This is a genomic window from Citrobacter sp. Marseille-Q6884, from assembly GCF_945906775.1.
In the GTDB taxonomy this organism is placed as follows: domain Bacteria; phylum Pseudomonadota; class Gammaproteobacteria; order Enterobacterales; family Enterobacteriaceae; genus Citrobacter.
In genome coordinates, this window is record NZ_CAMDRE010000001.1 from 1,848,739 (window position 1) to 1,871,795 (window position 23,057).

A 23,057-nucleotide genomic window follows, 5' to 3' on the forward strand; every position below is an offset into this window, starting at 1 on the left:
GGCAGGGTACGAAAGTACCCTGTTGCAGAAAGGAGTTTGTTATGTCCGACGATATCTTTGATGCCATCATCGTGGGTGCTGGGCTGGCCGGTTCGGTTGCGGCGCTGGTGCTTGCTCGCGAAGGTGCACAAGTGTTGGTTATCGAGCGCGGTAATTCTGCTGGCGCGAAGAATGTCACCGGTGGGCGCATCTACGCGCATAGCCTGGAGCGCATCATTCCAGGCTTTGCTGAACAGGCTCCCATTGAACGCAAGATTACCCACGAAAAACTCGCCTTTATGACCGAAAACGGGGCGATGACGATGGATTATTGCAACGGTGAAGACGCGGCACCGTCGCAGGTCTCTTACTCAGTATTGCGCATTAAATTTGACGCCTGGCTGATGGAACAGGCGGAAGAAGCGGGTGCACAGCTTATTACCGGAATTCGCGTGGATAACGTTGTTCAGCGTGATGGTATCGTGGTCGGCGTGAAAGCGGATGGCGATATTCTCGAAGCAAAGGTCGTGATTCTGGCTGATGGGGTGAACTCTCTGCTGGCCGAAAAACTGGGAATGGCCAGACGCGTTGAGGCGGCGCATGTTGCCGTCGGCGTGAAGGAGATTATTGAGTTACCGCGTTCGGTGATTGAGGATCGCTTTCATCTGCAGGGTAACCAGGGCGCAGCCTGTCTGTTTGCCGGTTCGCCGACTGACGGTCTGATGGGCGGCGGCTTCCTCTATACGAATGAATCAACCCTTTCTCTGGGGCTGGTATGCGGCCTTCATCATCTGAAAGACGCTAAAAAATCAGTCCCGCAAATGCTGGAAGATTTCAAACAACACCCGGCCGTTGCGCCGCTGATCGCCGGTGGCAAGCTGGTGGAGTATTCCGCGCACGTCGTACCGGAAGCGGGAATGAATATGCAGCCTGAATTGGTGGGTGACGGCGTGCTGATCGCCGGTGATGCCGCAGGTATGTGTATGAATCTTGGCTTCACCATTCGCGGCATGGATTTAGCCATATCGACAGGAGAGGCCGCAGCGAAAACGGTACTTTCTGCCATGAAGCGTGACGACTTTAGCAAACAGTCGCTCGGCGAATACCGCCAGCATCTGGACGAAGGTCCGATGCGCGATATGCGTATGTATCAGCGTCTGCCTGCGTTTCTTGATAATCCACGCATGTTTACGGCGTATCCCGAGATGGCGGTCAATATCGCCCGCGACCTGTTTACCGTTGATGGCTCGGCTCCCGAACCTATGCGCAAGAAAATGCTGCGTCATGCGAAGAAAGTGGGCTTCATCAACCTGATGAAGGATGGCCTAAAAGGAGTAACCGTATTATGACTTCTCCCGTCAATGTGGACGTCAAACTGGGCGTCAATAAATTCAATGTGGATGAAGAAAGCCCGCATATCATTCTGAAAACCCAGCCCGATAAGCAGGTGCTGGAGGTGTTGGTGAAAGCCTGTCCGGCAGGTTTGTACAAAAAACAGGATGACGGCAGCGTACGTTTTGATTACGCCGGATGCCTGGAGTGCGGGACTTGCCGAATTTTAGGGTTGGATACGGCGCTGGAAAAGTGGGAATACCCACGCGGAACGTTCGGCGTGGAGTTTCGCTACGGCTGACCGTGCACATCATGCCGGATAAGATGCACAGCATCGCCTTCCGGCTACGAATGTGGCACCCATGCCGGATGGCTTTATCCGGCCTATCAGCACTTTCCCGCGTTAGAAACAGGACATCACTATGCAGTCGCCCAGGAACTTTGATGACATCAAATTCACCTCTATTCACCGCCGGATAATGCTCTGGGGCAGCGGTGGACCGTTTCTGGATGGTTATGTCCTGGTGATGATTGGCGTGGCGCTGGAGCAACTGACGCCCGCATTGCAACTGGATGCCGAGTGGATTGGACTGTTGGGCGCCGGAACGCTTGCCGGGCTGTTTGTCGGCACATCGCTGTTTGGCTATATCTCCGATAAGGTCGGGCGGCGCAAAATGTTTATCATCGATATCATCGCCATTGGCGTGATCTCGGCCGCGACAATGTTTGTCACTTCGCCCGTTGAGCTACTGGTGATGCGCGTGCTGATCGGCGTTGTCATTGGTGCCGATTATCCGATTGCCACCTCGATGATTACCGAGTTTTCCAATACCCGTCAGCGCGCGTTTTCCATCGGATTTATTGCCGCCATGTGGTATGTCGGTGCGACCTGTGCCGATCTGGTCGGCTACGCGTTATACGATGTGGAAGGGGGTTGGCGCTGGATGCTGGGGAGCGCGGTGATCCCCTGTATTTTGATCCTCGTTGGCCGCTTTGATCTGCCTGAATCACCACGCTGGCTGCTGCGTAAAGGCCGGGTAAAAGAGTGTGAGGCGATGATGATCAAGCTGTTTGGCGAACCGGTGGTGTTTGACGAAGAATCACCGCAGGAAACACGTTTTCTCCAGCTTTTTAATCGTCGTCATTTTCCGTTTGTGTTGTTTGTGGCCGCCATCTGGACGTGCCAGGTGATCCCGATGTTCGCTATCTACACCTTTGGCCCGCAAATCGTGGGGTTGCTGGGTCTTGGCGTCGGGAAAAGCGCTGCGCTGGGGAATGTGGTGATCAGCTTATGCTTTATGCTGGGCTGCATTCCACCGATGTTCTGGCTGAACAGCGCAGGCCGTCGTCCGTTGTTGATTGGCAGCTTTGTGATGATGACGCTGGCACTGGCTGTATTAGGACTGATTCCCGATATGGGCGTCTGGCTGGTCGTGCTTGCTTTTGCTGTCTACGCGTTTTTCTCGGGGGGGCCGGGGAATCTCCAGTGGCTTTACCCCAATGAACTGTTCCCCACTGATATTCGCGCGTCGGCTGTCGGCGTGATTATGTCATTGAGCCGGATAGGCACTATTGTTTCGACCTGGGCGCTCCCTGTTTTTATCACTAAATATGGGATTAATTCTGTGATGTTAATGGGCGCGGGGATTTCGCTCATCGGCCTGCTTATTTCCATTGCATTTGCGCCCGAAACGCGGGGGCTGACGCTGACACAAACGAGTCAAATGACCATACGCAGCAAACCTGCTTCCAGATCTGGCTATTAGGAGTGTTCTGTATTTTCCCTGTAACTCAGTCAGTTAGCCTACAGTTATTGGATATATCACTGAAAATGACTGAAAAGCAGGGAGAACACCATGCAAAAACATATTCTGATCACCACCATTTTTACCGCAGCAGCGTTGTTCACCGTTGCCGGCTGTTCCTCTAACCAGGCCGTCAAAACCACCGATGGTAAAACGATCGTCACGAACGGTAAGCCGCAAGTTGATGATGATACCGGCCTGGTGTCGTATGAAAATGCGGAAACCGGTAAAACGGAACAGATAAACCGCGATCAGGTCAAAAATATGAGTGAGCTGGATAACTAGTCCGGTTTTTTTCATTCATCCGCTCAATAATATTGACTTTTAGCCTGCAGATTAACTGTCTAAACTCACTGTTATTACAATAATGCAGTGAAGCAGGCTAATCATGATTCTCATCATTTATGCACATCCCTATCCGCAGCATTCGCATGCGAATAAGCGGATGCTTGAACAGGCAAGGACGCTGGAGGGCGTTGAGGTTCGTTCGCTCTACCAACTCTATCCCGACTTCAATATTGATATCGCCGCTGAACAGGATGCGCTGTCGCGCGCCGATCTGGTGATCTGGCAACATCCTATGCAGTGGTACAGCACACCCCCTCTCCTCAAATTGTGGATGGACAAAGTTCTCTCCCATGGCTGGGCATATGGTCATGGCGGTACCGCGCTGCACGGCAAACAGGTGATGTGGGCGGTCACGACCGGCGGTGGGGAAAGTCATTTTGATATCGGCTCTCATCCGGGGTTTGACGTGCTCTCTCAGCCCTTGCAGGCGACAGCGCTCTATTGTGGACTCACGTGGCTGCCGCCGTTCGCGATGCACTGTACGTTTATCTGTGACGACGAAACGCTGCAGGCGCAGGCGCGTCATTACAAACAACGTTTGATGGAATGGCAGGAGGCGCATCATGGATAGCCATACGCTGATACAGGCGTTGATTTATCTCGGTTCAGCGGCGTTGATTGTACCGATTGCAGTACGTCTGGGGCTGGGATCGGTTCTGGGTTACCTTATTGCCGGGTGCATCATCGGACCGTGGGGATTGCGGCTGGTCACCGACGCCGAATCTATCTTGCATTTTGCCGAAATTGGCGTGGTGCTGATGTTGTTTGTGATTGGCCTGGAACTGGACCCACAGCGTTTGTGGAAGCTGCGCGCTTCGGTATTTGGCGGCGGCGCGTTGCAAATGGTGGTCTGTGGCGGACTGATTGGCCTGTTCTGTATGTTCCTCGGCCTGCGCTGGCAGGTGGCCGAGCTTATCGGTATGACGCTGGCGCTTTCTTCCACAGCCATCGCAATGCAGGCGATGAATGAACGTAACCTGATGGTTTCGCAAATGGGACGTAGCGCGTTTGCGGTGCTGTTGTTCCAGGATATCGCGGCCATCCCGCTGGTGGCGATGATCCCGTTGCTGGCGGCGAGCGGCGCTTCGACAACGCTCGGCGCCTTTGCATTGTCCGCGCTTAAAGTGGCAGGGGCACTGGTGCTGGTGGTGCTGTTAGGGCGTTATGTCACCCGCCCGGCCTTGCGTTTTGTCGCACGGTCTGGCCTGCGGGAAGTGTTCAGTGCCGTCGCGCTGTTTCTTGTTTTTGGCTTCGGTTTGTTGCTGGAAGAAGTTGGGCTGTCGATGGCGATGGGGGCGTTTCTGGCGGGGGTATTGCTGGCGAGCTCGGAATACCGTCATGCGCTGGAAAGCGATATCGAGCCGTTTAAAGGACTGCTGCTGGGGCTATTTTTTATTGGCGTCGGTATGTCTATCGACTTTGGGACGCTGATTGATAATCCACTGCGCATCGTTATTTTGCTGGCGGGTTTTCTGACCATCAAAACCATCATGTTGTGGGTTATCGCGAAACCGTTGCAGGTACCCAATAAGCAACGTCGCTGGTTTGCAGTATTATTAGGACAGGGGAGTGAGTTTGCTTTCGTGGTGTTTGGCGCGGCGCAAATGGCAAATGTGCTCGATCCTGAATGGGCAAAAGCGTTGACGCTGGCGGTAGCGCTGTCGATGGCGGCCACACCGATTTTGCTGGTTATCCTGACGCGTCTGGAAAAAAACGCTACCGGTGAAGAGCGGGAGGCGGATGAAATCGATGAGGAACAGCCGCGGGTGATTATCGCCGGGTTTGGTCGATTCGGCCAGATAACGGGCCGTTTACTGCTGTCGAGTGGGGTGAAGATGGTGGTACTCGATCATGACCCGGACCATATCGAGACGCTGCGCAAATTTGGCATGAAAGTGTTCTATGGCGATGCGACGCGGATGGATCTGCTGGAGTCTGCCGGTGCAGCCAAAGCGGAAGTGATCATTAATGCTATTGATGATCCGCAAACCAGTCTGCAACTGACCGAAATGGTGAAAACCCATTTTCCGCATCTACAGATTATTGCCCGTGCGCGCGATGTTGATCATTACATCCGCCTGCGCCAGGTGGGGGTTGAGATGCCCGAACGTGAAACCTTCGAGGGGGCGCTGAAAACCGGGCGTCTGGCGCTGGAAGGTCTGGGGCTTGGGCGCTATGAAGCACGTGAGAGAGCAGACGTATTCCGTCGCTTCAATACATTGATGGTTGAAGAGATGGTGAAGGGGGAAAATGATGCGATTTCCCGTGCGGCTGTCTATAAACGCACCAGTGCGATGCTGAGTGAAATTATTGCGGAAGATCGCCAGCATTTATCGCTTATTCAACGCCATGGCTGGCAAGGTACGGACGAAGGTAAACATACGGGTGATGTCGCCGATGAGCCGGAAGTGAAACCGTCAGCATAAGGTAAAAAGTGTGATGTTCTGCAAACTTTACTGCTAATTGACTGTTTTTGAACTACTGTAATGCTGGCGTACCACCTCAAATAGGTCGGTTCGCCAGCAGAACGGAAAATTTTCGTGCTCATCCTCTTTCCGCCAGTCGACGAAAGATTGCGCTTTCCGTATAGTGGCGACAATTTTTTTGTATCCGGGAAATATTCAATGATCAGTCTGATTGCGGCGTTAGCGGTAGATCGCGTCATCGGTATGGAAAACGCCATGCCATGGAACCTCCCTGCCGATCTCGCCTGGTTTAAACGTAACACCTTAAACAAACCGGTTGTCATGGGACGCCATACGTGGGAATCCATCGGACGACCGTTGCCGGGGCGTAAAAATATTGTCATCAGCAGCCAGCCAGGCACCGACGATCGCGTGCAGTGGGTGAAATCTGTTGATGAAGCGATTGCGGCTTGCGGCGATGAACCTGAAATTATGGTGATTGGCGGTGGACGTGTGTATGAGCAGTTCCTGCCAAAAGCGCAGAAATTGTATTTGACGCATATTGATGCGGAAGTGGAAGGCGATACCCATTTCCCGGACTACGAGCCGGATGACTGGGAGTCTGTTTTCAGCGAGTTCCACGATGCTGATGCGCAAAACTCTCACAGCTACTGCTTCGAGATTCTGGAGCGTCGCTAACAATGTTAATGCCGGATGGCGCTGCGCCATCCGGCAATGAATTTGTCAGGCGTTGACGACTTCGCCAGGGTCCAGATGTTGGTGGCGATTTGACGGTTGGACAAAGTATTGTTTGTCTTCCCAGCGCAGACAGGTGAGATCGCCTCCCCAGCAGCAGCCCGTATCCAGAGCGTAGATACCTTCCGGAGTGCCTTTGCCCTCCAGCGATGCCCAGTGCCCAAATGCAATGCTGTACGCTTCACTGACGGGGCCAGGAATGGCAAACCACGGTTTCAGCGGCGCAGGGGCATCTTCCGGTGATTCCTTGCTGTACATATCCAATTGACCGTTCGGGAAGCAGTAACGCATACGGGTAAACGCGTTGGTAATAAAACGCAGACGCGCCAGTCCGGTCAGTTCCGGTGTCCAGTTATTGGGCATGTCACCGTACATGGCATCAAGGAAAAATGGATATGAGTCGCTCGACAGGACGGCTTCGACATCACGGGCACATTCCTTCGCGGTTTGCAGATCCCACTGTGGCGTAATACCCGCGTGCGCCATCACCAGTTTCTTCTCTTCATCAACCTGCAACAGCGGCTGGCGACGTAACCAGTTAAGCAGCGCGTCCGCATCCGGTGCTTCAAGTAGCGATGTGAGTCTGTCTTTAGGTTTATTACGGCTGATCCCTGCAAACACAGCCAGCAGGTGTAAATCGTGATTCCCCAGCACTAATCGAACGCTATCGCCGAGTGATTTAACGTAGCGCAATACGTCCAGCGAACCCGGTCCACGAGCGACCAGATCGCCAGTGAGCCATAAGGTGTCTTTCCCAGGGGCAAAGTCTACCTGGTGCAGCAATGCGATCAGTTCATCGTAACAACCGTGAACGTCGCCAATAAGGTATGTTGCCATAGTTATTGTTTTAATGAATGAGTGTAGGAACGGCGAGCCGGAATACGGGAATGTCGATAGTGAAGGCGATGCCCTGCTCATCGATCATTTCGTAATGACCCTGCATGGTGCCCAGCGGCGTTTCAATCACCGCGCCGCTGGTGTACTGGTACTCTTCGCCAGGTTCGATGTGTGGCTGTACGCCAACCACACCTTCGCCCTGAACTTCGGTTTCACGGCCATGACCATTGGTAATTAACCAATAACGCCCCAACAGCTGCACTGGCGCTCGCCCCAAATTGCGGATGGTTACGGTATAAGCAAAAACGTAACGTTCATCATCAGGTGAGGATTGCGCTTCAATGTAGACGCTTTGTACCTGAATACACACTCGGGGCGAATTGATCATGCTTAACTCTCCTTCGATGGCGCTTTTTCTGACAGATAGTTAGCCATCCGGCAGTACTGCGCGACAGAGATATTTTCCGCTCGCATCGCCGGATCAACACCCAGCTCTGTCAGTTCTTCAACACTGAACAGATTACCGAGGCTGTTACGTACCGTTTTACGGCGCTGGTTAAACGCTTCGGTTGTAATGCGGCTCAGGACGCGAACATCCTTAACCGGGTACGGCATCGTCGTATGGGGGACCAGACGCACAACGGCGGAGTCGACTTTAGGTGCTGGGGTGAAGGCTGATGGTGGCACTTCAAGCACCGGGATCACGTTGCAATAATATTGCGCCATGACGCTTAATCGACCATACGCTTTACTGTTTGGTCCTGCAACCAGACGATTGACCACCTCTTTTTGCAACATGAAGTGCATGTCGGCAATGGCATCAGTATAGGAAAAAAGATGGAACATCAGCGGCGTGGAAATGTTGTAAGGCAGGTTGCCGAACACGCGCAGTGGTTGCCCCATCGTTTGTGCCAGTTCGCCGAAATTCATGGTCATGGCATCTTGCTGATAGATAGTCAGCTTTGGCCCTAAAAACGGGTGTGTTTGCAGGCGAGCGGCCAGATCGCGGTCCAGTTCAATGACCGTGAGCTTGTCCAGTCGTTCGCCGACCGGCTCGGTCAGCGCAGCAAGACCTGGGCCGATTTCAACCATTGCCTGACCCTTTTGCGGGTTAATTGCAGAGACAATACTTTCGATCACAAACTGATCGTTGAGGAAGTTTTGCCCGAAACGTTTACGGGCTAAATGGCCCTGATGGACTCGATTATTCATTAGTGTTAACAATCATTTTGATGGCGAGATTAAGCGCCGTAATAAAACTGCCGACATCGGCTTGTCCACGACCCGCCAGTTCAAGTGCGGTACCGTGATCAACTGATGTGCGAATAAAAGGCAGGCCCAGCGTGATATTCACAGCGCGACCAAATCCCTGATATTTTAGCACGGGGAGGCCTTGATCGTGGTACATTGCCAGCACGGCATCCGCGTTGTCGAGATATTTGGGCTGAAACAGCGTATCTGCAGGCAGTGGGCCGTTCAATTTCATGCCCTGCGCGCGCAATTCATCCAGCACCGGAATGATCGTATCGATCTCTTCCGTGCCCATATGGCCACCTTCCCCTGCATGTGGGTTAAGGCCGCATACCAGAATGTGCGGATCGGCAATGCCAAATTTGGTGCACAAATCATGATGCAGAATACCAATCACCTCACGCAGTAGCGCAGGCGTAATGGCATCGGCAATGGCTCTGAGTGGAAGATGGGTGGTCGCCAGCGCGACACGCAACTCCTCGGTTGCCAGCATCATCACGACTTTCTTTGCCTGTGAGCGCTCTTCAAAAAATTCGGTGTGTCCGGTAAACGGCACGCCGGCATCATTGATATTGCCCTTGTGAACAGGGCCAGTTATCAGCGCGGCAAATTCACCTTGCAGACAACCGTCACAGGCGCGAGCCAGCGTATCAACGACATACCGCCCGTTTTCCACCGCCAACTGGCCCGGCACCGCGGGTGCCCGTAGCGCAATCGGGAGCAGAGTCAATGTGCCTGCTGATTGTGGTCTGGCGGGGGCTTCAGGCGAGTAGGGAAGGAGCGAGAGCGGTAAACCGAGCATCGCTGCCCGGTCACAAAGTAGCGCGGCATCCGCACAGACGACGAGTTCTACTGGCCACTCACGCTGTGCAAGCTGGACCACCAGGTCCGGGCCAATCCCGGCGGGTTCGCCGGGAGTGATAACAACGCGTTGAGTACGGGTCATTAGTTGCTCAGAACTTTAACGTACGCGCTGGCGCGCTGTTCTTGCATCCAGGTCGCTGCTTCTTCCGAGAACTTACGGTTCATCAGCATGCGATAAGCACGATCTTTCTGCGCAGCGTCCGTTTTATCAACGTTACGCGTGTCCAGCAGTTCAATCAGGTGCCAGCCAAAAGAAGAGTGCACTGGCGCGCTCATCTGGCCTTTGTTCAGGCGGGTCAGCGCATCGCGGAAAGCAGGATCGAAAATATCTGCTGCGGCCCAGCCCAGATCGCCGCCCTGGTTTGCCGAACCCGGGTCTTGCGAGAACTCTTTCGCTGCTGCTGCGAAGGTCGTTTTACCGCTCTTAATATCAGCCGCAATTTGTTCCAGCTTCAGACGCGCCTGCTGATCGGTCATGATCGGCGATGGCTTCAGCAGAATATGGCGGGCGTGAACTTCAGTCACGGAGATGCTTTGGCTCTGACCACGCATATCGTTGACTTTCAGAATGTGGAAGCCGACACCGGAACGAATTGGACCGATGATATCGCCTTTTTTCGCGGTGCTTAACGCCTGAGCGAAGATACCCGGCAGTTCCTGAATACGACCCCAGCCCATCTGGCCGCCTTTCAGCGCTTGTTGATCGGCAGAATACGTGATGGCCAGTTTACCGAAATCGCTACCGTTACGTGCTTCATCAACAACAGAACGCGCCTGGCTTTCCGCTTCGTTAACCTGATCGGACGTTGGGTTTTCGGGTAACGGGATCAGAATGTGGCTCAGGTTCAGTTCAGTGCTGGCATCATTTTGATTGCCAACCTGCTGAGCCAGAGCATCCACTTCCTGCGGCAGGATGGTGACGCGACGGCGAACTTCATTGTTACGCACTTCAGAGATAATCATCTCTTTACGGATCTGGCTACGATAGGTTGAATAGCTTAAGCCATCGTGAGCCAGACGGCTGCGCATTTGGTCCAGCGTCATATTGTTCTGTTTTGCGATGTTGGCGATGGCCTGATCCAACTGCTCATCAGAAATTTTCACCCCCATCTTCTGACCCATCTGTAGAACGATTTGATCCATGATCAAACGCTCCAGGATCTGATGACGCAGTGTGGCGTCGTCCGGTAACTGCTGACCCGCCTGACCCGCATTAAGTTTTACTGACTGCATTAAGCCATCGACGTCGCTTTCCAGAACGACGCCGTTATTGACGACGGCTGCGACTTTATCGACTACCTGTGGGGCAGCGAAACTGGTATTCGCGATCATGGCGATACCGAGAAGCAGCGTTTTCCAGTTCTTCATACTTTTTCCATTTCAATTAACCGCAATGCGGATTACGTTGTAAATCAATCAGATCATAAAGCACTTTGATACGGCAGAATGTTCGAACGCAACATTTGGTTGGTGCCGAGGCCATAGTTAGAGCTCAGGCCGCGCAGTTCGATATTGAAGCCGATCGTGTTGTCATAAATCGCGTGCTGCTGTTTGTCATCCCAACCGTTCAGCTTGCGCTCGTAGCCGAAGCGAATAGCGTAGCAGCAGGAGTTGTATTGCAGTCCCAACATCTGGTCAGCAGGTTTATTCACATTAGTATCGAAGTAATACGCCCCGACAATCGACCAACGATCGGCAATCGGCAAACTGGCCACCGCGCCCACCTGAGAAATCCCATTTTCATACTGTGCCTGGTTCCATTTTTTTTTGTCAGTACTGTTATTCGGTAACGTGGCCTGGATATATTCCGGGCTGGCGTAACGGTAGTTCAACTGTAGCAAACTGTTTTCGTCACGACGGTATTCAATACTGCTACTGCTGGTCGCAACGCTGTCCAGGCGGGTGTCGTACTGGATCCCGCTACGTAAGCCCCAACGCTCAGAGATACGCCAGTAGGTGTCTCCCGCCCAGACCAGCGAGCCGGTTTGGTCGTCATTCTCCCATTGGATGTTGTCATCGCCGGTGCGAGACTCAGTGAAATAGTAGATTTGACCCACGGAAATATTAAAACGTTCAACGGCAGCGTCATCATATACGCGAGATGTGACCCCGGTCGTGACCTGGTTGGCTGAAGCAATACGGTCCAGGCCGCCATAAGTACGGTCACGGAACAGGCCGCTGTAGTCAAATTGCAGCAGGGAAGAGTCGTAATTATTAATGTGGCTCTGGTCACGATAGGGAACGTACAAATACTGCGCACGCGGCTCCAGCGTCTGGGTATAACCTGGTGCCAGCATTGCCATATCTCGCTCAAAGATCATCTTGCCGTCAACTTTAAATTGCGGCATCACGCGGTTGACCGTTTCGTCATATTGCGGGTAATCGTCCAGATTACTCTGCTGATAGTGCGTCGCCAGCAACTTCGCTTCCGTGTTGATGCTTCCCCATTGATTAGATAATGGCAGATTGATCGTCGGTTCCAGATGTAAACGGGTTGCTTCCGGCATATTGTCGGTAGTATTCACGAAATGCACGGCCTGACCATAAACACGGGTATCAAACGGGCCGACGTCGTTCTGGTAGAAGTTAACGTCTAACTGCGGCTCGGCGGAATAGCTGCTTTTATTCTGATCGCCAAAGACCTGGAACTGCTTGGTGGAGACGGTGGCGTCAAAGTTCTGTACCGCGTAGCCGACGCTGAATTTTTGCGTGGCGTAGCCGTCAGTACTGGAACCATACTTGTTATCAAAGTCGTTGAAATAGCTGGAGTCACTGACTTTGGTATAGTTGACGTTGAAGCGCCACACCTGATCCATTACGCCCGAGTGCTGCCAATAGAACAGCCAACGACGTGAATTGTCATCCTTCGAGTTTTCATCTTCGTAGACTTTATCGGAATTCAGATAATCGAATTCCATCAGACCTGCGCCCGCCTGGGTGAGGTAGCGGAATTCGTTCTCCCACATAATACCGCCACGACGGTGCATGTAATGCGGCGTGATGGTGGCGTCCATATTGGGCGCGATGTTCCAGTAATACGGGAGATAGAACTCAAAATAGTTATTGGAGGAGTATTTTGCGTTCGGAATCAAGAAGCCGGAACGGCGTTTATCGCCGACGGGCAGTTGCAAATAGGGGCTGTAAAAGACCGGAACCGGGCCCAGTTTAAAACGGGCGTTCCAGATCTCTGCGACCTGTTCTTCGCGATCGTGGATCACTTCGCTACCGACAACGCTCCAGGTATCGGAACCTGGCAGACAGGAGGTAAAGCTACCGTTTTCCAGAATGGTATAGCGGTTCTCACCACGCTGTTTCATCAGGTCGGCTTTTCCGCGCCCCTGACGGCCTACCATTTGATAGTCGCCTTCCCAAATGTTGGTATCTTTTGTATTCAGATTCGACCAACCCTTCGGCCCCTTCAGGATGACCTGATTGTCATCATAATGCACGTTGCCCAGCGCATCGACCGTACGAACAGGCTCCGGTAGACCTTCGGCCTGCTTCTGGTGCAGCTGTACTTCGTCTGCCTGAAGGCGGCTGTTACCCTGTGCAATATCCACATTGCCCGTAAACACGGCGTCATCCGGGTAATTCCCTTTCGCGTGATCGGCATTGATGGTGACGGGTAATTCGTTTGTCTCGCCCTGGACCAGAGGACGGTTATAGCTTGGCACGCCCAACATGCATTGTGAGGCGAGATCGGCTGCCAGACCCTGTTGGCTATAAAGGGCGCTGGCAATCATGGTGGCCAGAAGAGTGGGAATACGTTTTTTCATACGTTGTATTTATTGTTCCATCATCAGTAGCGTCGCGCGTGACAAACGGTCACAGCCTAACTTATCTCATCTTCACTACGCTAGTATTAATCCTGCCCATTTTATACCCGCCACCTTTCAAGCTGCATCTTCGTTGTCTTCCTCGTTCACCCCAGTCACTTACATGGGTAAGCTCCAGGGGACTCACTACGTTGCCGCCTTGCTGCAACTCGAAATCCAACGGGTATAGCGTTTGTGGTGTTAGGCACGGCATTGAATGACAGGTATGATAATGCAAATTATAGGCGATGTCCCACAATTGACCGCAGCCATAAAACGGTAAAAGCACCTTATATTGTGGGACATAGCCTGGCGGATAGCATAAAGATTTGGGGAGTCTATGCAGTATTGGGGAAAGATTATTGGTGTTGCCGTGGCCTTAATGATGGGCGGCGGCTTCTGGGGCGTGGTTTTAGGCCTGTTAGTCGGCCACATGTTCGACAAAGCCCGCATGCGCAAAATGGCGTGGTTCGCGAATCAACGTGAACGCCAGGCGCTGTTTTTTGCCACCACCTTCGAGGTGATGGGACATCTGACCAAATCCAAAGGACGTGTCACGGAAGCGGATATTCATATTGCCAGCCAACTGATGGATCGCATGAATTTGCACGGTGAATCGCGTACCGCCGCTCAACATGCCTTCCGGGTGGGAAAATCAGATAATTACCCATTACGTGAAAAGATGCGTCAGTTCCGCAGCGTCTGTTTTGGTCGATTCGATCTGATCCGCATGTTCCTGGAGATTCAAATTCAGGCGGCGTTTGCCGATGGGTCACTGCATCCAAACGAGCGTGAAGTGCTGTATGTCATTGCGGAAGAGCTGGGGATCTCACGCACCCAATTCGATCAGTTCCTGCGGATGATGCAAGGCGGGGCGCAGTTCGGCGGCGGGTATCAGCAGCAGTCTGGTGGCGGCTGGCAGCAGGCGCAACGGGGGCCAACCCTTGAGGATGCCTGCAACGTCCTCGGCGTTAAACCGACCGACGACGCAACCACCATCAAGCGGGCCTATCGCAAGCTGATGAGTGAGCACCATCCTGACAAGCTGGTTGCAAAAGGCTTGCCGCCAGAAATGATGGAAATGGCGAAGCAGAAAGCGCAGGAAATTCAAAAAGCTTACGAGTTGATTAAGGATCAAAAAGGGTTCAAGTGATGGTATTGCCGGATGGCGGCTGGCGCCTTATCCGGCATAAATTGGCCCTGAGATTTAAAAATCCGCCGGGACTTTAAACGTCATGCTATTCCCGTAGGCGGGATGGGTGATGGTTAACATTTCCGCATGCAGCAACAGACGTGGTGCTAACGCCAGGGCTTCCGGTGGGGCGTAGAAACGGTCACCCAGAATCGGATGCCCCAACGCCAGCATATGTACGCGTAGCTGATGGGAACGGCCGGTAATGGGTTTGAGTACGACCCGCGCCGTATTATCCGCAGCGAACTCCACCACTTCATACTCGGTTTGCGCAGACTTACCGGTCTCATAACACACCTTCTGCTTAGGGCGGTTTGGCCAGTCGCAAATCAGCGGTAAATCCACCAGTCCCTCGGCGGGGGAGGGGTGTCCCCACACGCGTGCCACGTACTGCTTCTTCGGTTCACGCTCGCGAAACTGACGTTTTAGCTCGCGTTCTGCCGCTTTGGTCAGCGCCACTACAATCACGCCGCTGGTGGCCATATCCAGACGATGCACGGATTCAGCCTGTGGATAGTCGCGCTGAATACGCGTCATCACGCTGTCTTTGTGCTCATCCAGACGACCCGGCACGGACAACAAACCGCTCGGCTTGTTGACCACCATAATGTGCTCATCCTGATACAGGATAACCAGCCAGGGTTCCTGCGGTGGATTGTAGTTTTCCATCCCCATGTCTCGCTCCGTTACTGATGCGTCACGACGATCAGGCGCAAGGCATCCAAACGCCAGCCCGCTTGATCCAGACTTTCCATCACCTGCTGACGGTTGCTTTCAATCGCAGCAAGTTCGTCATCACGGATGTTAGGGTTAACAGCGCGCAGCGCTTCCAGACGTGACAACTCTGCAGTCAGTTTCTCGTCCGCTTCTTTACGTGCGGCATCGATCAGTGCCCGGGCAGATTTCTCAACCTGACCTTCACCCAACTGAAGAATGGCATGAACATCCTGCTGCACGGCGTTAACCAGTTTGCTGCCGGTGTGGCGGTTGACCGCGCTAAGCTGACGGTTAAAGGTTTCAAACTCCACCTGTGCAGCGAGGTTATTACCGTTTTTATCCAGCAACATGCGTACTGGTGTTGGCGGCAGGAAGCGGTTCAATTGCAACTGCTTCGGTGCTTGCGCTTCAACGACATAAATCAACTCAACCAGCAGCGTCCCCACCGGTAATGCTTTGTTTTTCAACAAGGAGATGGTGCTGCTCCCGGTGTCGCCGGAGAGGATCAGATCCAGCCCGTTGCGGATCAACGGGTGTTCCCAGGTAATAAACTGAGCGTCTTCACGCGACAGCGCCACATCACGTTCAAATGTGATCGTGCAGCCATCTTCCGGCAGTCCCGGGAAATCGGGAACCAGCATGTGATCGGACGGCGTCAGAACAATTAAGTTGTCCCCACGGTCATCCTGATTAATGCCGACGATATCAAACAGGTTCATGGAGAACGCGATCAGGCTGGTGTCATCGTCCTGTTCTTCAATGCTCTCAGCCAGAGCCAGCGCTTTTTCGCCGCCGTTGGAGTGGATTTCCAGCAGACGGTCACGCCCTTGCTCAAGCTGTGCTTTCAGCGCGTCATGCTGTTCACGGCAGGTTTTAATCAGGTCATCGAATCCGTCGCTGTTTTCTGGCTCTGCCAGGTAGCCGATCAGATTGTTATAGACGGTGTCATAAATGGTCCGCCCGGTCGGGCAGGTGTGTTCGAACGCATCCAGACCTTCGTGGTACCAGCGCACCAGCACGGACTGCGCGGTTTTTTCGAGGTACGGAACGTGGATCTGAATATCATGCGCCTGACCAATACGATCCAGACGGCCAATACGCTGTTCCAGCAGATCCGGGTTAAACGGTAAATCGAACATCACCAGGTTGCTGGCGAACTGGAAGTTACGCCCTTCGGAGCCGATTTCAGAACACAGCATGACCTGTGCGCCGCTGTCTTCTTCACTAAACCAGGCGGCGGCACGGTCGCGTTCGATGATCGACATGCCTTCATGGAACACGGCGGCACGGATACCTTCACGCTCGCGCAGGACCTGCTCCAGTTGTAACGCGGTGGTGGCTTTCGCGCAGATAACCAGCACTTTCTGCGAGCGGTGGCTGGTCAGGTACCCCATCAACCATTCAACGCGAGGATCAAAGTTCCACCAGGTACCGGTATCACCTTCAAATTCCTGATAAATCTGCTCCGGGTAGAGCATGTCGCGTGCGCGCTCTTCCGCGCTCTTACGTGCGCCCATGATGCCGGAGACTTTAATCGCTGTTTGGTATTGGGTCGGTAGCGGCAGCTTGATGGTGTGCAGTTCGCGTTTCGGGAAGCCTTTCACGCCATTACGGGTATTACGGAACAGTACGCGGCTGGTACCGTGTCGGTCCATCAGCATTGAAACCAGTTCCTGACGCGCGCTCTCGGCATCTTCGCGGTCACTGTTCGCTGCCTGCAGCAACGGTTCAATATCCTGCTCGCCAATCAGATCGCCCAGCATGTTCAGCTCGTTGTTGCTCAGCTTATTACCGGCCAGCAGCATGGCGACGGCATCGGCGACCGGACGATAATTTTTTTGTTCTTCAACAAACTGCTCGAAATCATGGAAACGGCTGGGATCCAGCAGGCGCAGACGCGCAAAGTGGCTTTCCATTCCCAGCTGTTCTGGCGTTGCGGTCAGCAACAGGATACCCGGTACGCGTTCAGCCAGTTGCTCAATCGCCATATACTCACGGCTTGGCGCATCTTCGCTCCACACCAGGTGATGGGCCTCATCGACCACCAGCAGATCCCACTCGGCATCACACAGATGCTCCAGACGTTGCTTACTGCGGCGAGCAAAATCCAGAGAACAGATGACCAGTTGTTCGGTTTCAAACGGGTTGTAAGCGTCGTGCTGTGCTTCGGCATAACGTTCATCATCAAACAGCGCAAAACGCAGGTTGAAACGACGCAGCATTTCGACCAGCCACTGGTGCTGTAAGGTCTCAGGCACAATGATCAGCACGCGCTCTGCCGCGCCAGACAGCAACTGCTGATGCAGGATCATCCCGGCTTCAATGGTTTTCCCTAAGCCCACTTCATCCGCCAGTAAGACGCGAGGGGCGTGGCGACGGCCAACATCATGAGCGATGTTGAGCTGATGCGGGATCAGGCTGGTGCGTTGCCCACGCAGGCCGCTCCACGGCATACGGTACTGTTCACTCTGAAATTTGCGCGCACGATAGCGCAGAGCAAAGCGATCCATACGGTCGATTTGACCGGCAAACAGGCGATCCTGCGGTTTACTGAACACCAGTTTGCTGTCGAGCAGGACTTCGCGCAGCATCACACCGGTTTCTTCTGTATCAAGGCGGGTACCAATATAGGCAAGCAGGCCGTTTTCTTCTTTTACTTCATCGACGTGCAGTTGCCAGCCTTCGTGGCTTGTTATGGTATCGCCAGGATTGAACATCACGCGGGTCACGGGGGAATCACTGCGCGAATACAGACGGTTTTCACCCGTCGAAGAGAAAAGTAAAGTGACGGTTCGCGCATCCATGGCGACAACAGTACCAAGTCCCAATTCGCTTTCTGTATCGCTGATCCAGCGTTGACCAAGTGTAAAAGGCATATGTGTTCGGCTCTATATCTTTAATTGCAGGCAATACTCGTCATTCTTCGGGTAACCCGAGTTTTTGAGAGCATACGACCCCGCTACCAGGCTAATGAATCAGTGGTAGTGGTGTTCAATGGGTCCAGGAATGGAAAGGGCGCTATGGTACTGGATGGAGACGGTTTCGTCACGCGTCAAAATAACCCCAGTTGCCCTGTGAGTAGTGTAGCAAAGTTATCATCGATAAAGGGAAGAATTCCCTCGGCAACAGGTTGTATCTGACGCGTCAGATAATGCTCGTAGTCCAGTGCAGATGCTTGATAATCTACAGGTTCCGGGCCGTTGATCGTCCAGACGTATTTGATGGTCCCGCGATTTTGATACTGCGGCGCGCGACCCAGTTTGACGTTTTGCTCATCGGCCAGTCGCGCGGCACGCACGTGGGGTGGCACATTCCGTTGATATTCGCTTAACGGCCGGCGCAGGCGTTTACGGTAAACTAATTGTTCGTCCAGCTCTCCCGCCATCAGTTTATCGATGGTTTCGCGCACAAACGCCTGATAGGGCTCATTACGGAAAATACGCAGATACAATTCCTGCTGAAACTGCTGCGCCAGCGGCGTCCAGTCGGTACGTACCGTTTCCAGCCCTTTGAAGGCCATGCGTTGGGTATCACCTTCCTGAATCATCCCAGCGTAACGCTTTTTACTGCCGGTATCAGCACCGCGAATGGTGGGCATCAGAAAGCGACAGAAATGGGTTTCAAATTCCAGTTCCAGCGCGCTGGTCAGATTTTGTTGTTGCAGCGATTGCGCCCACCAGCCATTCACATGATTCACCAGCGCCCGACCAATCTTTCCCGCTTCTTCTTCGGAATGTGGCCCTTTGAGCCAGACAAAGGTGGAGTCGGTATCGCCATAAATCACGTCGTAGCCCTGTGCCTCAATGAGCGCTTTGGTCTGGCGCATGATCGCATGACCACGCATGGTGATGGATGAGGCCAGCCTCGGATCGAAAAATCGACAGGCGGTGGTGCCGAGCACGCCGTAAAACGCGTTCATGATGATTTTCAGCGCCTGCGAAAGCGGCTTATTACCGTGGCGTTTTGCTTCGTCACGCCCATGCCATATCTGGGTGACGATTTCCGGCAGGCAGTGTTTTTCGCGCGAGAACCAGGCATCCAGAAAACCTTCTGTGCTGTGCGTGGGGTCCGGCTGCGCCATACCTTCCACCAGACCAACCGGGTCGATTAAAAAGGTGCGAATGATCGAGGGGTACAGGCTTTTATAATCCAGCACCAGTACCGAGTCGTACAAACCGGGGCGTGAGTCCATCACGTAGCCGCCGGGGCTGGCATGAGGCGGCACTTCGCCCAGATTCGGCGCCACGTAACCGGCACGATGCATACGGGGAAAATAGAGGTGGCTGAAGGCGGCAACCGACCCGCCGTGCCGGTCAACAGGCAAGCCGTTGACCGTAGAACGCTCCAGTAAAAAAGGCATGATCTCGGTCTTATGGAAAATGCGTGTGACCAGCTCACAGTCCTTGAGGTTATACGTGGCAAGTGCGGGTTTATCCTGGGCGAAGCGGCGGTCAATTTCGTCCATTCTGTCCCACGGGTTATCAATAGACTTGCCTTCGCCAAGCAGCTCCTGCGACACCGTTTCCAGCGAAAACGATGAGAAGTTCCAGAAGGCGGATTTGAGCGCTTCAATACCGTCAATAATCAGCCGGCCTTTGGCCTGCGCGAAAAAGACGCCATTTTTGAAACCGAGTTCGCGCCACTCCAGCTCGCTGTTATCGCGGCCAAAACGCAGGGGAATACGGTAACGTTCAGCATGATTTTGCAGGACGCGTAAATCGAATTGCACCACATTCCAGCCGATGATCGCATCAGGATCGTGACGGGCTATCCAGTCGTTGAGTTTTTCCAGCAGCTGAGGACGACTTGCGACGTACTCAAGTTCAAAATCAAGCCGAGAAGCATCCCCTTTTTCCGGGCCGAGCATATACACAATGCGTTGTCCGCACCCTTCGAGGCCAATGCAGTACAGTTCGCCGTGTCGCGTCGTTTCGATATCCAGTGATACCCATTTCAATGGGGGACGATAGTCTGGATTCGGTTTCAGGCGGGCATTTATGAGCGCGTCGTTACGCCTTTCGCCTTCCACCCAAACGGGGGAGGTGATAAAGCGCTCCATCAGATAACGCTCCGGCGGGCGTACGTCGGCTTCATAGACCGTCACGCCGTTTTCCCGCAGCAGTTTTTCCAGCCGCATAAGCTGGCGATGCGATCGGCAATACAGACCAGAAACGTGCTGGCGGTGGAAATCCTGCAAGGCGAGCGGCGTCAGGCGATAACCGTTTTCTGTACCCAATAGTGTCCTGACGCGGGGAACCTGGCTTGTGGGAATAAAGGCGACCGATTCTTGTGGCGCCAGCGTGACCAGTAGTGGGCCGTTGTCTGTTGCCAGCCAGAACGAGACCTCTGTTCCTTGCGGAGTATCCCGCCAGTGCCGGGTTAAAATAAAACCTGCCTGCGCCACGTTGCGTATCCATCAAAAAAACCAGGCGTTATTATAGCCTGGTTCTGATGAGTTCGCTGTGGTTTTATACAGTTGTTGCGGCTGAGTTGCTACTGCCCGTAATAGGCTTTTGCGCCGTGCTTACGCAGGTAGTGTTTATCCAGCAGGGTTTGCTGCATCTCCGGCAACTGTGGCGCAAGCTGGCGGCAGAAAATGCCCATATACGCGACTTCTTCCAGCACGATTGCATTATGCACGGCATCTTCGGCGTTTTTCCCCCATGCGAATGGACCGTGCGAGTGCACCAGCACCCCCGGCATTTGCGCGGCGTCAATCCCGTGTTTCGTGAAGGTTTCAACAATCACGTTACCCGTTTCCCACTCGTAATCACCGTTGATCTCGCGGTCGGTCATTTTGCGGGTACACGGAATCGTGCCGTAGAAGTAGTCGGCATGGGTCGTGCCCGTCGCAGGAATCGACTGACCGGCCTGCGCCCAGATGGTGGCATGACGCGAATGGGTGTGGACAATGCCGCCGATGGTCGGGAATGCCTGATACAGCAGACGGTGAGTCGGCGTATCAGAAGAGGGTTTTTTCTGACCTTCCACGACTTCGCCCGTCGCAATACTGACGACGACCATATCGTCAGCGGTCATCACGCTGTAATCGACACCGGAAGGTTTAATGACGAACACGCCATGCTCGCGGTCAACGGCACTGACGTTCCCCCAGGTCAGCGTCACCAGGTGATGCTTGGGTAGCGCCAGGTTGGCTTCCAGTACCTGACGTTTAAGATCTTCTAGCATGTTGGCTCCTGTGTGCCCGGTAAACAGAGTGCTACCGGGCATTCTGGTGCGGGGCTTAGCGTTTAAACCCGTAATACACGTCGTTCCAGCGCAATGCGTCTTTAAAGGCCGGCAGGCGGGTATCGTTATCGATCACGGCGATCTCGATGTCGTGCATTTCAGCGAACTGGCGCATGTCATTGAGATCCAGCGCGTGGCTGAAGACGGTATGGTGCGCGCCACCGGCAAGGATCCAGGCTTCGGATGCGGTTGGCAGATCCGGTTGGGCTTTCCACAGGGCGTTTGCTACCGGCAGTTTTGGCAGGTCGTGTGGCGTCGGGACCGTATCAATGCAGTTAACCAGCAGACGATAGCGATCGCCGAGATCGATCAGGCTGGCCACTACCGCCGGGCCGGTTTGGGTGTTGAAAATCAGGCGAGCCGGTGCTTCTTTACCGCCAATGCCAAGGTGCTGCACATCGAGGATCGGTTTATCTTCCACCGCGATTGACGGGCAGACTTCCAGCATATGCGAGCCGAGCACCAGATCGTTGCCCTGCTCAAAGTGGTAAGTGTAATCCTCCATAAATGAGGTGCCGCCCTGCAGACCGGTTGACATCACCTTCATGATGCGAAGCAGAGCGGCAGTTTTCCAGTCGCCTTCGCCCGCAAAGCCGTAGCCTTGTTGCATCAGACGCTGTACGGCCAGACCCGGGAGCTGCTTCAGGCCATGCAAATCTTCAAATGTGGTGGTAAAGGCGTGGAATCCGCCCTGTTCCAGGAAGCGCTTCATGCCGAGTTCAATACGTGCCGCTTCCACAACGTTTTGACGCTTGTCGCCGTGGATCTGCGTGGCCGCCGTCAGGGTATAGGTGCTTTCGTACTCGTCGATCAGTGCGCTGATATCGCCATCGCTAACCGCGTTGACGACCTGGACCAGATCGCCCACAGCCCAGGTGTTCACCGAGAAGCCAAATTTGATCTGCGCTGCCACTTTATCGCCATCGGTGACGGCCACTTCGCGCATGTTATCGCCGAAACGACACACTTTCAGATGGCGGGTATCTTGTTTTGATACGGCCTGGCGCATCCATGAACCGATGCGCTCGTGCGCTTGCTTATCCTGCCAGTGACCGGTGACAACGGCATGCTGCTGACGCATACGCGCACCGATGAAACCAAACTCGCGACCGCCGTGTGCGGTCTGGTTCAGGTTCATAAAGTCCATATCAATACTGTCCCACGGCAGGGCAGCGTTGAACTGGGTGTGAAACTGCAGTAGCGGTTTGTTAAGAATCGCCAGACCGTTAATCCACATTTTGGCCGGGGAGAAGGTGTGCAGCCAGACCACCATCCCTGCGCAACGATCGTCATAGCTGGCGTCACGACAAATCGCCGTGATCTCATCCGGCGACGTGCCCAGCGGTTTTAATACCAGTTTGCAGGGAAGTTTCGCTTCAGTATTCAGTGCGTTAACGACATGCTCGGCATGTTGGGTCACCTGACGCAACGTTTCAGGACCATACAGATGCTGGCTGCCAATCACAAACCACACTTCATAATTATCAAAAATCGTCATTGTCGTGTC

At 53.7% G+C, this 23,057-nt stretch carries 19 protein-coding genes; 8 read left to right on the forward strand and 11 right to left on the reverse strand.

Going from position 1 to position 23,057, the window contains the following annotated elements:
* Positions 1-41 precede the first annotated feature (41 nt).
* The 7 genes from N7268_RS08790 to folA all read left to right on the forward strand — a co-directional run bounded on the left by N7268_RS08790 (position 42) and on the right by folA (position 6,568).
* Positions 42-1,328, forward strand: coding sequence for an FAD-dependent oxidoreductase (locus tag N7268_RS08790; RefSeq protein WP_260862541.1), 1,287 nt, complete (start codon positions 42-44; stop codon positions 1,326-1,328).
* The gene (gene fixX / locus N7268_RS08795; protein ID WP_198906510.1) at positions 1,325-1,612 is read left to right on the forward strand and encodes a ferredoxin-like protein FixX; all 288 of its coding nucleotides are present in this window, start codon (positions 1,325-1,327) and stop codon (positions 1,610-1,612) included. The genes N7268_RS08790 and fixX overlap by 4 nt, the downstream gene beginning before the upstream one ends.
* Before the next feature lie 121 nt (positions 1,613-1,733).
* Positions 1,734-3,077, forward strand: a complete 1,344-nt coding sequence (locus tag N7268_RS08800) for an MFS transporter (RefSeq protein WP_260862542.1) — start codon at positions 1,734-1,736, stop codon at positions 3,075-3,077.
* 90 nt (positions 3,078-3,167) lie between these two features.
* Positions 3,168-3,401: a YgdI/YgdR family lipoprotein gene (locus N7268_RS08805; RefSeq protein WP_198906508.1), complete on the forward strand. Its 234-nt coding sequence runs from the start codon at positions 3,168-3,170 to the stop codon at positions 3,399-3,401.
* A gap of 103 nt (positions 3,402-3,504) precedes the next feature.
* Positions 3,505-4,035 (forward strand): glutathione-regulated potassium-efflux system oxidoreductase KefF, encoded by a 531-nt coding sequence (gene kefF, locus N7268_RS08810; RefSeq protein WP_260862544.1) that lies wholly within the window; start codon positions 3,505-3,507, stop codon positions 4,033-4,035.
* Positions 4,028-5,890 carry a glutathione-regulated potassium-efflux system protein KefC gene (gene kefC, locus N7268_RS08815; RefSeq protein ID WP_260862545.1) on the forward strand — a complete coding sequence of 621 codons (1,863 nt, stop codon included), beginning with the start codon at positions 4,028-4,030 and terminating at the stop codon, positions 5,888-5,890. The genes kefF and kefC overlap by 8 nt, the downstream gene beginning before the upstream one ends.
* A gap of 198 nt (positions 5,891-6,088) precedes the next feature.
* Positions 6,089-6,568 (forward strand): type 3 dihydrofolate reductase, encoded by a 480-nt coding sequence (gene folA, locus N7268_RS08820; RefSeq protein ID WP_136345316.1) that lies wholly within the window; start codon positions 6,089-6,091, stop codon positions 6,566-6,568.
* Between the two features lie 45 nt (positions 6,569-6,613).
* Here the strand turns inward: folA and apaH are convergent, their stop codons facing one another.
* From apaH to lptD, 6 genes are read right to left on the reverse strand one after another with little or no spacing between them, the layout of a single operon-like run.
* Positions 6,614-7,462, reverse strand: a complete 849-nt coding sequence (apaH, locus tag N7268_RS08825; protein ID WP_260862547.1) for a bis(5'-nucleosyl)-tetraphosphatase (symmetrical) ApaH — start codon at positions 7,460-7,462, stop codon at positions 6,614-6,616.
* 10 nt (positions 7,463-7,472) lie between these two features.
* Positions 7,473-7,850: a Co2+/Mg2+ efflux protein ApaG gene (gene apaG / locus N7268_RS08830; RefSeq protein WP_003018867.1), complete on the reverse strand. Its 378-nt coding sequence runs from the start codon at positions 7,848-7,850 to the stop codon at positions 7,473-7,475.
* Between the two features lie 2 nt (positions 7,851-7,852).
* Positions 7,853-8,674: a 16S rRNA (adenine(1518)-N(6)/adenine(1519)-N(6))-dimethyltransferase RsmA gene (gene rsmA / locus N7268_RS08835; protein ID WP_198906504.1), complete on the reverse strand. Its 822-nt coding sequence runs from the start codon at positions 8,672-8,674 to the stop codon at positions 7,853-7,855.
* Positions 8,667-9,659: a 4-hydroxythreonine-4-phosphate dehydrogenase PdxA gene (pdxA, locus tag N7268_RS08840; RefSeq protein ID WP_260862548.1), complete on the reverse strand. Its 993-nt coding sequence runs from the start codon at positions 9,657-9,659 to the stop codon at positions 8,667-8,669. Before pdxA ends, rsmA begins: the two co-directional genes overlap by 8 nt.
* Positions 9,659-10,945: a peptidylprolyl isomerase SurA gene (gene surA, locus N7268_RS08845; RefSeq protein WP_260862549.1), complete on the reverse strand. Its 1,287-nt coding sequence runs from the start codon at positions 10,943-10,945 to the stop codon at positions 9,659-9,661. The genes pdxA and surA overlap by 1 nt, the downstream gene beginning before the upstream one ends.
* 53 nt (positions 10,946-10,998) lie before the next feature.
* Positions 10,999-13,353 carry an LPS assembly protein LptD gene (gene lptD, locus N7268_RS08850; protein ID WP_260862550.1) on the reverse strand — a complete coding sequence of 785 codons (2,355 nt, stop codon included), beginning with the start codon at positions 13,351-13,353 and terminating at the stop codon, positions 10,999-11,001.
* Positions 13,354-13,732: 379 nt separating this feature from the next.
* On the opposite strand from lptD, the gene djlA reads away from it, so the two are divergent.
* On the forward strand, positions 13,733-14,545 hold the full coding sequence (gene djlA / locus N7268_RS08855; protein ID WP_198906500.1) for a co-chaperone DjlA: 813 nt from the start codon (positions 13,733-13,735) through the stop codon (positions 14,543-14,545).
* Between the two features lie 54 nt (positions 14,546-14,599).
* Here djlA and rluA read toward each other — a convergent pair whose 3' ends face one another.
* The 5 genes from rluA to araA all read right to left on the reverse strand — a co-directional run bounded on the left by rluA (position 14,600) and on the right by araA (position 23,048).
* A complete protein-coding gene (gene rluA / locus N7268_RS08860; protein WP_260862552.1) occupies positions 14,600-15,259 on the reverse strand; it encodes a bifunctional tRNA pseudouridine(32) synthase/23S rRNA pseudouridine(746) synthase RluA in 660 nt (219 codons plus the stop codon).
* 11 nt (positions 15,260-15,270) lie between these two features.
* On the reverse strand, positions 15,271-18,177 hold the full coding sequence (rapA, locus tag N7268_RS08865) for an RNA polymerase-associated protein RapA (protein WP_260862553.1): 2,907 nt from the start codon (positions 18,175-18,177) through the stop codon (positions 15,271-15,273).
* Between the two features lie 176 nt (positions 18,178-18,353).
* Complete coding sequence (polB, locus tag N7268_RS08870) at positions 18,354-20,705, reverse strand: DNA polymerase II (protein WP_260862555.1); 2,352 nt, start codon at positions 20,703-20,705, stop codon at positions 18,354-18,356.
* Between the two features lie 89 nt (positions 20,706-20,794).
* On the reverse strand, positions 20,795-21,490 hold the full coding sequence (gene araD / locus N7268_RS08875; protein ID WP_260862556.1) for an L-ribulose-5-phosphate 4-epimerase: 696 nt from the start codon (positions 21,488-21,490) through the stop codon (positions 20,795-20,797).
* 55 nt (positions 21,491-21,545) lie between these two features.
* Entirely contained in the window at positions 21,546-23,048 is a 1,503-nt protein-coding gene (gene araA, locus N7268_RS08880) for an L-arabinose isomerase (protein WP_260862557.1), read from the reverse strand.
* Between the last annotated feature and the right edge of the window lie 9 nt (positions 23,049-23,057).

Coding starts and splice junctions, on each gene's coding strand:
- N7268_RS08790 (WP_260862541.1), top strand. CDS start 42: ATGTCCGACGATATCTTTGATGCCATCATCGTGGGTGCTGGGCTGGCC.
- fixX (WP_198906510.1), top strand. CDS start 1,325: ATGACTTCTCCCGTCAATGTGGACGTCAAACTGGGCGTCAATAAATTC.
- N7268_RS08800 (WP_260862542.1), top strand. CDS start 1,734: ATGCAGTCGCCCAGGAACTTTGATGACATCAAATTCACCTCTATTCAC.
- N7268_RS08805 (WP_198906508.1), top strand. CDS start 3,168: ATGCAAAAACATATTCTGATCACCACCATTTTTACCGCAGCAGCGTTG.
- kefF (WP_260862544.1), top strand. CDS start 3,505: ATGATTCTCATCATTTATGCACATCCCTATCCGCAGCATTCGCATGCG.
- kefC (WP_260862545.1), top strand. CDS start 4,028: ATGGATAGCCATACGCTGATACAGGCGTTGATTTATCTCGGTTCAGCG.
- folA (WP_136345316.1), top strand. CDS start 6,089: ATGATCAGTCTGATTGCGGCGTTAGCGGTAGATCGCGTCATCGGTATG.
- apaH (WP_260862547.1), bottom strand. CDS start 7,462: ATGGCAACATACCTTATTGGCGACGTTCACGGTTGTTACGATGAACTG.
- apaG (WP_003018867.1), bottom strand. CDS start 7,850: ATGATCAATTCGCCCCGAGTGTGTATTCAGGTACAAAGCGTCTACATT.
- rsmA (WP_198906504.1), bottom strand. CDS start 8,674: ATGAATAATCGAGTCCATCAGGGCCATTTAGCCCGTAAACGTTTCGGG.
- pdxA (WP_260862548.1), bottom strand. CDS start 9,659: ATGACCCGTACTCAACGCGTTGTTATCACTCCCGGCGAACCCGCCGGG.
- surA (WP_260862549.1), bottom strand. CDS start 10,945: ATGAAGAACTGGAAAACGCTGCTTCTCGGTATCGCCATGATCGCGAAT.
- lptD (WP_260862550.1), bottom strand. CDS start 13,353: ATGAAAAAACGTATTCCCACTCTTCTGGCCACCATGATTGCCAGCGCC.
- djlA (WP_198906500.1), top strand. CDS start 13,733: ATGCAGTATTGGGGAAAGATTATTGGTGTTGCCGTGGCCTTAATGATG.
- rluA (WP_260862552.1), bottom strand. CDS start 15,259: ATGGGGATGGAAAACTACAATCCACCGCAGGAACCCTGGCTGGTTATC.
- rapA (WP_260862553.1), bottom strand. CDS start 18,177: ATGCCTTTTACACTTGGTCAACGCTGGATCAGCGATACAGAAAGCGAA.
- araD (WP_260862556.1), bottom strand. CDS start 21,490: ATGCTAGAAGATCTTAAACGTCAGGTACTGGAAGCCAACCTGGCGCTA.
- araA (WP_260862557.1), bottom strand. CDS start 23,048: ATGACGATTTTTGATAATTATGAAGTGTGGTTTGTGATTGGCAGCCAG.